Origin of the sequence: Staphylococcus sp. HMSC065D05 (genome assembly GCF_001813195.1) — a bacterium.
Lineage (GTDB): Bacteria > Bacillota > Bacilli > Staphylococcales > Staphylococcaceae > Staphylococcus > Staphylococcus epidermidis.
The window spans coordinates 10,587-19,856 of sequence record NZ_KV811759.1 but is presented as its reverse complement, the minus strand read 5'-3'; the positions used below and the strand labels follow the sequence as shown (position 1 = coordinate 19,856).

Below are 9,270 nucleotides of genomic sequence, written 5' to 3'. Positions count from 1 at the left end.
TTCAACGAAGGTCGCAATGGCTAAAGTCATTAAAACGTTTAAACTGAATACTGACTGTCATTGCACATCCAAATATCTGAATAACCTCATTGAGCAAGATCACCGTCATATTAAAGTAAGAAAGACAAGGTATCAAAGTATCAATACAGCAAAGAATACTTTAAAAGGTATTGAATGTATTTACGCTCTATATAAAAAGAACCGCAGGTCTCTTCAGATCTACGGATTTTCGCCATGCCACGAAATTAGGCATATGTTAGCCAGTTAAACGAACAATGACATGATAAAATGGTAATTAGCTATATTTTTCTAACTTTGCAACATAACCATAATTAAATAGTTATTGTGTATGAAAATAATATCTTAAATTAAAAATACTGTTATTAAATTAAGAATATATAGTAAAATTCATCTGTTAACCGGTGAAATATTGAAAAAGTGATATTCAATACGAAGAAAGATATAATAAAATAGTTCAATCAACTACTAATAATTTAAAGAAAAGAAGGGTTCAATCATGTCAGAATATGTTTTAACGAATGGCATCGTATATACAGAAAATGAAATGATTAACAATGGATATGTTCATATTAAAGATGGGAAAATTTTGGACGTTGGTAAGTGTCCTTTTCATCCGTCATCGTCTCATAATACAATTGACATTATTGATGTAAAAAAACGACATATACTGCCTGGGTTTATAGATATTCACATTCATGGGGGGTATGGTGAAGATGCCATGGATGCATCTGAACAGGGTTTACAACATTTAGCAGAATCACTCCTTTCTGAGGGGACAACATCTTTTTTAGCAACAACAATGACACAGTCAACGGTCAACATTGAGCGGGCTCTTCAAACTATTGCTAAATATACTCAACAACAAGATGTTACAAATGCTGCCGAAATTGTCGGAGTACATCTTGAAGGTCCATTTATTTCAGAACATAAAGTAGGCGCACAACACCCTCAATTCGTACAACGTCCTACGGTTGATAAAATAAAGTCGTTTCAGAAAGTAGCGAATGGACTAATTAAGATTATTACGTACGCTCCTGAAGTTGATGGAGCAACAGAAACTTTAAAGACAATGAAAAATGATATCATTTTTTCAATCGGACATACGGTGGCAACGTTTGATCAAGCGAATGCAGCTGTAAGTCATGGTGCCAAACATATCACTCATTTGTATAATGCAGCGACCGGCTTTCAACATCGAGAACCGGGCGTATTTGGTGCAGCCTGGTTAAATCAAGGATTGCATACTGAAATGATTGTGGACGGTATTCATTCACATCCGGCATCCATCGCACTTGCATATAGGCTTAAGGGGAATCAAAGTTGTTATTTAATTACAGATGCGATGAGAGCTAAAGGAATGCCAGAAGGACATTATGATTTAGGTGGTCAGGATGTGATTGTAAAGGGAAGTGAAGCACGTCTGTCTTCTGGGGCTTTAGCTGGAAGTATACTCAAAATGAACGAAGGACTTAAAAACTTAATACAATTTACAGGTGACACGATTGAGCATTTATGGAGAGTAACAAGTTTAAATCAAGCGGTGACATTAGGCATAGATGACGTAAAAGGTAGTATTAAAATCGGGAAAGATGCAGATATTGTTATCATAGATGATGCATGTAATGTTGAAACGACGATTAAAAATGGAAAATATCATGCTTTCAAATGATTTATCATTGGTTGAACAAAAAAATTATTTTGTCTACAATATAGCATTGGCATATGTTTAACATATAACAAAAGATTTATGATAGAATGAAGCCAATCACATTTTTTACGGGGAGTGTCACGATGGGAAGGTCTTAGCATGTAGTTGTCACTTATTGATTCATGATGATTTAAATACGTGTTACCTAAGCGTGACACAATATATATGGAGGTGAATCCCTAGAAATAGGGAATTAATTGGAAACTTCGACCATAATTAGTTTAGTTATATTTTTTCTTTTGATTGCATTAACAACAGTATTCGTTGGGTCAGAATTTGCATTAGTAAAAGTGAGATCAACGCGTATTGAACAATTAGTAGATGAGGGTAATAAGAGTGCAAAAATTGTCAAAAAGATGATAGACAATCTTGACTATTACTTATCTGCCTGTCAATTAGGTATCACAGTAACGTCTTTAGGCTTAGGTTGGTTAGGTGAACCAACATTTGAAAAGATGATGCACCCACTATTCGAGTTATTACATTTACCGAGTCCTTTAACAACGACGATTTCATTTGTTGTTTCATTCATTGTTGTGACATATTTACATGTTGTATTAGGCGAATTGGCACCTAAATCATTTGCTATTCAACATACAGAACAACTTGCACTTTTATATTCAAGACCACTATTTTATTTTGGTAATTTTATGAAACCACTTATATGGTTAATGAATGGTTCTTCTCGTGTGATTGTCAGAATGTTTGGATTTGATCCAGATGCTCAAACTGATGCAATGTCAGAAGAAGAAATAAAAATTATTATAAACAATAGTTATAATGGTGGAGAGATTAACCAAACCGAGCTTGCGTATATGCAAAATATTTTTTCATTTGATGAACGTCATGCAAAAGATATTATGGTGCCACGTACACAAATGGTTACGCTCAACGAACCATTTAACGTAGATGAATTATTAGATACTATCAAAGAACATCAGTTTACAAGATATCCAATCACTGAAGATGGTGATAAAGACCATGTAAAAGGATTTATAAATGTTAAAGAGTTTTTAACAGAATATGCGTCAGGTAAACCGATTAAAATCGCCAATTATATTCATGAATTACCCATGATTTCAGAAACAACTAGAATAAGTGATGCTCTTGTAAGAATGCAAAGAGAGCATGTACATATTAGTTTGATTATAGATGAATATGGTGGGACAGCAGGTATTTTAACAATGGAAGATATTTTAGAAGAAATTGTTGGTGAAATCAGAGACGAATTTGATGATGATGAAGTTAACGATATAGTTAAACTTGATGATCATACTTATCAAATTAATGGTCGTGTTTTACTTGATGATTTAAATGAAAAATTTGACATAGAGTTTGAAGATTCTGAGGATATTGATACTATTGGTGGTTGGTTACAATCACAAAATACTAATTTGCAAAAAGATGACTTCGTTGATACTGAATATGATCGTTGGACGATTACAGAAATCGACAATCATCAAATTATTTGGGTCAATTTGAATTATGAATTTAATAGTGGACGTCCTTCTGTTGATGAAGAACAAGAAGATGACGAACGTGATTAATACTTAAAAAGATAAGTTGTGGGATAGAATGCCAAGTGAGTTCTATCCCACTTTTTGTTTTGAAAAAGGATAATTAAAATGTAGAGGGTAACGAAGATACTCATCATTTAAGGAGCAATAAATTGCATTGTATTAAAATAACAAAATGAATAGATCAAATTTGTTTTATCAGTAAATAAAAAAGGTATTAAAATGATAATAAGCGAATAATATTTATGTAAATAAGGAGAGTTAATGTACTATGACAAATGATGTTCAAATTTTAAATAACGGTTATCCAATGCCTGCAGTTGGGTTAGGAGTTTATAAGATAGCGGATGACCAGATGGAAGAGGTTGTTCGTACAGCTTTAGATGCAGGATATTGCGCATTTGATACGGCTTACTTTTATGGAAATGAAAAAGCGTTAGGTAGTGCATTAAAACAATCAAATATTGAGAGGGACGAGCTATTCATAACATCTAAACTTTGGAATGATTATCAAGGTTATGACCAAACAATAGAGTACTTTAATAAATCATTGGACAATTTAGGGTTAGACTATTTAGATTTATTTTTAATTCATTGGCCTTGCGAAAATGATCAATTGTATATTGAATCATATAAAGCCTTAGAACATTTATATGAAGAAGGTAAAATAAAAGCCATTGGTGTATGTAACTTTAAGATACATCATTTAGAAAAGTTAATGAGAGAAACTAAAATTACACCACAGGTGAATCAAATTGAGTTGCATCCGTACTTTAACCAACAAGATGTACAAGACTTTTGTGATGAACATGATATTAAAGTAACAGCTTGGATGCCTTTAATGCGTAATAAAGGATTGCTTGATGATCCTGTTATTACAGATATTGCTCATCGTTATGATAAAACACCTGCACAAATTGTCTTACGTTGGCATCTCGCACATAATCGTATTATCATTCCTAAATCACAAACACCTCAACGTATTAAAGAAAATTTTGATATTTTTGATTTTAATCTTGAGTTAACAGATGTTGCAGAAATAGATAGTTTAAATAAAAATGCTAGACAAGGAAAAGATCCTGATGATGTCAGTATTGGAGATTTGAAATAAATATAATTAACCAGTTAGCGTTAACTTTTAAAAGATAATTAAATACTTTTTACTAAAAGTTAATGTGTTCCTCATAAATGATAATGTTTAAAACTATTAAGCTTAATTTAAGATTATGTAAATACACAGTATTTAACTAGAATGTATGACAAGGAAATTGATAAAATGATAGCAAATAGTTCAGAGAAAAGGATGTCATTTAATGAAAATCAGAGTCATCGTCCCTTGCTATAATGAAGGCGAAGTCGTTTTGAAAACTTATGACAAATTAACTGAAATAATGAAGAAAGATAGTTTAATCAAAAACTATGAATACGATTTACTCTTTATTAACGATGGTAGTATAGATACAACAATACATCATATCAAGAATATTGTTGCGTATGATAACCATGTTAAATATCTTTCGTTCAGTCGAAACTTTGGCAAAGAAGCTGCAATGATTGCTGGCTATGAGCATAGCACAATGCACGACGCGGTGATTATGATTGATGGAGATTTACAACATCCGCCTGAATATATTCCACAAATGATAGAGGGTTACATTGAAGGTTACGATCAAGTGATTGCTAAGAGGAATCGTCAGGGAGAGAATTTTGTACGTAAAACGTTGTCTCGATGTTATTATAAGTTAATTAATGCATTTGTAGAGGATATCCAATTTGAAGACGGCGTTGGTGATTTTAGATTACTCAGTCGACGTGCAGTTCAAGCTTTAACAACCCTTGATGAATATAATCGTTTCTCTAAAGGTCTATTTGAATGGATAGGTTATGAAACAAAAGTATTTCAATATGAAAATGTGACCCGAGAAGATGGAGAATCTAAGTGGACTTTTAGAAAGTTACTCAACTATGGTATAGATGGACTCATCTCTTTTAACAATAAGCCTTTACGCATGATGATATACCTAGGTATGTTCACGTTTTCTATCAGTATTTTATATATAATTTATTTGTTAATAAATATTTTGATTAATGGTATAAATATACCTGGTTATTTTACTACGATTGCCGCTATATTATTGTTGGGTGGTATTCAATTAATGTCTATTGGCGTAGTAGGAGAATATATCGGTCGTATTTATTATGAAGTTAAACATAGACCGAAGTATATTGTTGAAAATTCTAATATTCAGACTGAGAATCTCGACATGAGATATAATGCTTTAAACCTGAATAAAAATAGAAATAACAAGCGTAGTAATGATTTATATAAATTAAGTTCTTTTTATAAAGTTAAAACATATAGTGATACGTATGCATCAAATTATTCTCAAGAAGAAGGCTTTAAAGAGCGTGTACATTAATGAAAACCGAATGTAGCTGGAATGTTCAAACTCATTCCAGCTACATTCGGTTTTTTATACAGTACAAATTACTTTTTAAATTGAAATTTTTTTAAGGTAAGTGTCATCGTGGTTCCAATGTCTAAATCACTTTGGACTGTGATAGAGGCGTCAATTTGTTGTGCTAACTCATTTGCAATGTATAACCCTAACCCCGAACCACCAGTCTTAGTATTTCGAGAGTCTTCAACTCTAAACGTTCTTTCAAAGATACGTGATTGAAGTTCTGGAACGATACCTATCCCCTCATCTTTTATTGCAATACTAATGGCGTCGTTTTCTTTACACTCAGAAATAATAATATCAATACGGCTACCAGAATTAGAAAATTTTAATGCATTATCTAGTAAATTAGTCAAAATACGTTCGATTGGAGGTCGATACTGGTAGAATGCATCAATATCTGTGCAGAAATTAACTTCAAGCGTACGATTTTCTTGTTTTATGTGTTGTTCGTATGGTTGTAATATATTAACAAGTAATTGATCGAGCTGTATTAATTCCAAAGGATAAGAACGTCCAGTATTTAAATTAATCACATGTGTAATGTCATCAAATAAAATTGATAAACGATTTGCTTGTTTGATTAATGTTTCATATGCTTCATGAACTTCTTGAGGATTACTAATGACACCATCTCGTAGACCTTCAGAATATGATCGAATACCAGCTAAAGGTGTTTTTAAATCATGTGCAAGGTTTTGTATAATTTCAGTTTTTTCTTGTTGCTCGTTTTTTATCATATTCATTTGATTATTAATTTCATATGCCATTTTATTAAATGAATCATTCAACTCTTTAATTTCTCTAGGAGACTGGAATGTTTCATCATCGATGAATTTTTCGTGATTTATAAATTGCTTAGTCTTAATGTTGAATTGCTTAATCTTCTGAATTAAAGGATTAATAAAAATACTACAAATCGAAAGTGTTAAACAGCTTGTTATCATAGTAGTGATGGCTAAAGTGAGTGTCATGTGACCATTAAACCACATGAGCTTATATGCAATAACCAGTATAATTGTTGTTAAAATAACGCTTGAAATGACACCGATAATGATTTGACTTCTTATTGAAAAAATAGTTATCGGCTCCTTTCAAACTTATAACCAAGTCCCCATACAGTTGTAATAGTGTAGGGTAAAAAATCATGTTTTTCTAATTTCTCGCGAATTCTATGTATGTGGACATTGACAGTGTTAGCATCTTCGTAGTAGTCATACCCCCATACTTTTTCTAGAAGTTCGGATTTAGAAATAACTTCACCTTCTCTAGAAGCAAGATACCAAAGCAATTCAAATTCTTTAATGCGCATAGGTATCTCTATATTGTTAATGGTAAGCGTCTTGCTTAAATTTTTTAAAACTAAACCATCAAATTCTAATTGTTCAATTTTATTAGAATAATTTGATTTGCTCAATCTAGCGAGAAGGTTATTAGTACGTAATACTAGTTCTCTTGGGCTAAAGGGTTTTTTAATATAGTCATCAGCACCTAATGTCAGTGCGTATATCGTGTCATATTCTTGAGTTTTTGCTGTTAGATATATGAAAGGTATATCAAGTTGCATATCTTTCATTTTTTTGACAATATCGTATCCATTAACTTCAGGCATCATAATGTCTAAAATCATAATATCAATATCTGAAGATAATAATTTTAGTGCTTCTTTACCACATGTTGTTGTCGTAACCTGATATCCCTCATATTCGAAATACGTTTGACAAATGTCTACAATATCTTTTTCATCATCCACGATTAGTAAGTGGGTCATGCTTATCTTCACCTCGGTTATTACGGTCTCTAAAATAAGCGATGATTTCTTTAAGTGATACCTTAGCCAATAAAGAGTGGCTCATGAGTAAAATAATAAAGAAAGCTAATTGTAGAGGGTACGTAAAAATCATATCTGCTAAAATATAATTTATCATAACGAAGGCTCCAAAGAAACTTGCAGCGTATGCAAATATACCTAAAATTAAACCTAAACCAATGGCCATTTCCCCTAAAGGCACGATTATATTAAATAATCCTGTTGTGTGTGCAACAATATGTTCAAAAAACCATTTATACCATTGTGGAGAGTCTGTGTTATCTCTAATTACTGGAACTAGCCCGTTTAATGTAAAATCACCTGTAAATTTCTCCCATCCTTGTCTGAAAATAACAATGCCTGAAATTACACGAATTAAAAATATTATAAATAAACTTATTTTCTTCATGATTAACACTCTCTTTCTATAGTTAAAAACGTCTACATTTAATAGCTAAATTATTTTAATTTAGCGCCACCAAAAATGACATGTGCTTTTTCGCAATAAATTGTTACTTCATTGTATTTTTCTATATCTACATTTTTTAAGTCAAAAGTTTGTTTGGATTTATTGTAGTCTACTGTTGAAATCTTTTTACCGGATTTAATATCTCCGTTTTTAGTTAGGTAAACATACAGGTCTGGACCTTTTGAAGATTTGTAATTCTCTAACATAAGTTTGCCATTTTCAATTTTAGCTTTACCTTCTACTTTTTCTCCGTTTTTAGATTCAAAATTACCAGATAATTTTTTCGTTGTGTCTGTTTTTACATTACTTTCTTCTTGTTGTTTATCTTTGTGATTAGCGTGATCGCTTTCTGAGTTAGAATTTCCACATGCGCCTAACGTAAGTGATGTAACAATTGCTCCGACTGCTAATAAATATTTTGTATTCATAATGTATTCCTCTTTTCTGTTTTTATTTAAGAATAGTTTAATCGGAATACGTGAACATAACCATTAACTGTTTCTTAACTACATTTAAAAAAGAATTAAATCAAAATGATTTTTATTTATAATTATAAAAATGAAAGAGTTTTATTAGAATGTAATAGGCTTGATAAATAAAAAATGAAATAAATAAAAGAGATAAAATGAAGAAAAGGTGTCAATATTGAAAATTAATATGAATTAACAGTTGGAGGACGAGGGTATTCATTTTGAATTCTTTATCCTAATATGAGTTCGACACAACTTATATAACAAGTGAAATTTCTCAGTGACATTTTCTTATTGAATCAAGTGTTTAAATTGGAAATTGCTATAAAGATATTCTCAATTCTGTATTAGACTGTCTAAAAAATATGCCTAATCCAATCACTTATGACCTTAGCTCAAAAGATGTTTCATTTTAGAAATGTCTACAAATAAAAGAGGCTGCGACATAAAGTTCTAGGATAAGTAAATAAAGACACTTTCTATTGAAATAATATAGAAATTGTCTTTTTTATAATTTTTTTGATTATTTTCAGCAATCTAAAAACAGGATCCACATCAATTTTTCTATCAGAAAATACAGATTGTGTGTAAGCATATTGAACTACTTTTAACATCATTTTTGGATAATATGATGTTGCACCTCGATGATGTCTGAATTCAGTCTTGGGAATTTCTACAATATCATTCACATGTCGTGAAATATCATTTGTGGGGATAAGAACTGAAGTTTCCATTGGTAGAATAAGTTGAGCCATGTTATAATCTTTATACATAAGGCGCCTCGTTAATTTAGTTTAGTGATGTTTATTAAAT

At 31.3% G+C, this 9,270-nt stretch carries 9 protein-coding genes and 1 pseudogene; 5 read left to right on the top strand and 5 right to left on the bottom strand.

The window, feature by feature from the left end; all coding sequences use genetic code 11:
• The 5 genes from HMPREF2897_RS12390 to HMPREF2897_RS08045 form a co-directional block, all read left to right on the top strand.
• Positions 1-268: DDE-type integrase/transposase/recombinase (locus HMPREF2897_RS12390; protein ID WP_141751293.1), on the top strand; the 268-nt coding region annotated here is incomplete at its 5' end.
• Positions 269-517: 249 nt separating this feature from the next.
• Positions 518-1,690 carry an N-acetylglucosamine-6-phosphate deacetylase gene (gene nagA / locus HMPREF2897_RS08060; RefSeq protein WP_002445893.1) on the top strand — a complete coding sequence of 391 codons (1,173 nt, stop codon included), beginning with the start codon at positions 518-520 and terminating at the stop codon, positions 1,688-1,690.
• 236 nt (positions 1,691-1,926) lie between these two features.
• Positions 1,927-3,276 carry a hemolysin family protein gene (locus HMPREF2897_RS08055; RefSeq protein ID WP_002445894.1) on the top strand — a complete coding sequence of 450 codons (1,350 nt, stop codon included), beginning with the start codon at positions 1,927-1,929 and terminating at the stop codon, positions 3,274-3,276.
• A 241-nt stretch (positions 3,277-3,517) separates the two neighbouring features.
• Entirely contained in the window at positions 3,518-4,357 is an 840-nt protein-coding gene (locus HMPREF2897_RS08050; protein WP_002445895.1) for an aldo/keto reductase, read from the top strand.
• 202 nt (positions 4,358-4,559) lie between these two features.
• A complete protein-coding gene (locus HMPREF2897_RS08045) occupies positions 4,560-5,666 on the top strand; it encodes a glycosyltransferase family 2 protein (protein ID WP_002445896.1) in 1,107 nt (368 codons plus the stop codon).
• Between the two features lie 68 nt (positions 5,667-5,734).
• Here HMPREF2897_RS08045 and HMPREF2897_RS08040 read toward each other — a convergent pair whose 3' ends face one another.
• The 5 genes and pseudogenes from HMPREF2897_RS08040 to HMPREF2897_RS08020 form a co-directional block, all read right to left on the bottom strand.
• Complete coding sequence (locus HMPREF2897_RS08040; protein ID WP_032602599.1) at positions 5,735-6,787, bottom strand: sensor histidine kinase; 1,053 nt, start codon at positions 6,785-6,787, stop codon at positions 5,735-5,737.
• Positions 6,788-6,789: 2 nt separating this feature from the next.
• Positions 6,790-7,479, bottom strand: a complete 690-nt coding sequence (saeR, locus tag HMPREF2897_RS08035) for a response regulator transcription factor SaeR (RefSeq protein WP_070592905.1) — start codon at positions 7,477-7,479, stop codon at positions 6,790-6,792.
• Positions 7,454-7,927 (bottom strand): DoxX family protein, encoded by a 474-nt coding sequence (locus HMPREF2897_RS08030; RefSeq protein WP_001830332.1) that lies wholly within the window; start codon positions 7,925-7,927, stop codon positions 7,454-7,456. The genes saeR and HMPREF2897_RS08030 overlap by 26 nt, the downstream gene beginning before the upstream one ends.
• A gap of 50 nt (positions 7,928-7,977) precedes the next feature.
• A complete protein-coding gene (locus tag HMPREF2897_RS08025) occupies positions 7,978-8,415 on the bottom strand; it encodes a DM13 domain-containing protein (protein WP_002445899.1) in 438 nt (145 codons plus the stop codon).
• 596 nt (positions 8,416-9,011) lie between these two features.
• Positions 9,012-9,230: pseudogene (locus HMPREF2897_RS08020) on the bottom strand (IS5/IS1182 family transposase); the annotation flags it as partial.
• Between the last annotated feature and the right edge of the window lie 40 nt (positions 9,231-9,270).

What these genes read in the sequence shown, in the direction of transcription:
- nagA (WP_002445893.1), top strand. Translation starts at nt 518, where the DNA reads ATGTCAGAATATGTTTTAACGAATGGCATCGTATATACAGAAAATGAA.
- HMPREF2897_RS08050 (WP_002445895.1), top strand. Translation starts at nt 3,518, where the DNA reads ATGACAAATGATGTTCAAATTTTAAATAACGGTTATCCAATGCCTGCA.
- HMPREF2897_RS08045 (WP_002445896.1), top strand. Translation starts at nt 4,560, where the DNA reads ATGAAAATCAGAGTCATCGTCCCTTGCTATAATGAAGGCGAAGTCGTT.
- saeR (WP_070592905.1), bottom strand. Translation starts at nt 7,479, where the DNA reads ATGACCCACTTACTAATCGTGGATGATGAAAAAGATATTGTAGACATT.
- HMPREF2897_RS08030 (WP_001830332.1), bottom strand. Translation starts at nt 7,927, where the DNA reads ATGAAGAAAATAAGTTTATTTATAATATTTTTAATTCGTGTAATTTCA.
- HMPREF2897_RS08025 (WP_002445899.1), bottom strand. Translation starts at nt 8,415, where the DNA reads ATGAATACAAAATATTTATTAGCAGTCGGAGCAATTGTTACATCACTT.